The organism is Stenotrophomonas sp. SbOxS2, assembly GCF_013416715.1.
Classification (GTDB): Bacteria; Pseudomonadota; Gammaproteobacteria; order Xanthomonadales; family Xanthomonadaceae; genus Stenotrophomonas; species Stenotrophomonas lactitubi.
Map to the genome: position 1 here is coordinate 1 of NZ_JAAVXD010000021.1, position 655 is coordinate 655.

Annotated in this window: 1 protein-coding gene and 1 pseudogene; both read left to right on the top strand. The window is 67.0% G+C overall.

What is annotated here, in order from left to right; genetic code table 11:
• A partial coding sequence (locus tag HFK18_RS21600; RefSeq protein WP_180167807.1) for an SDR family oxidoreductase occupies window positions 1-443 on the top strand: 443 nt, incomplete at its 5' end.
• A gap of 2 nt (window positions 444-445) precedes the next feature.
• Window positions 446-655: pseudogene (locus HFK18_RS21605) on the top strand (enoyl-CoA hydratase); the annotation flags it as partial.

Below are 655 nucleotides of genomic sequence, written 5' to 3' on the forward strand. Positions count from 1 at the left end.
ACCTGACCGGCACGTTTCTCGTCACACAGGCAGCGCTCGCCTCGGTCAGGCGCGCCGGCAATGGCCGCATCGTCAATGTCGCCAGCACAGCGGGCCTCACCGGCTACGCCTACGTTTCAGCCTACTGCGCCTCTAAGCATGGCGTGGTCGGCATGACCCGCGCGCTGGCGCTGGAGCTCGCCCGCACTGACGTCACCGTCAATGCGGTCTGCCCCGGTTTCACCGACACGCCGCTGCTCGACAATGCTGTCGAGACCATTACCGGCAAGACCGGCCGGTCGACTGAGGAGGCGCGCGCCACGCTCGCCCGCGCCAACCCGCAGGGGCGGCTAGTGACGCCGCAGGAAGTGGCCGACACCGTGCTTTGGCTCGCCTCGGAACGGGCCACCGCAATCACAGGCCAGGCGATAGCAGTCGCCGGCGGCGAAGTTTTGGGAGGATGACGATGACCAACCCGATGCAGGACAAGAAGCGTCCGTTCAAGGACCACACGGCCAAGCACTTCCTGTTCGAGACTGATGCCGACGGCCGCGTCGCCACCATCACGCTGAACCGGCCCGAGAAGAAGAACCCGCTGACCTTCGAGAGCTACGAGGAACTGACCGACCTGTTCCGCGCCCTCGGCCGCGCCAGCGACGTGCGCGCCGTCGTCCTC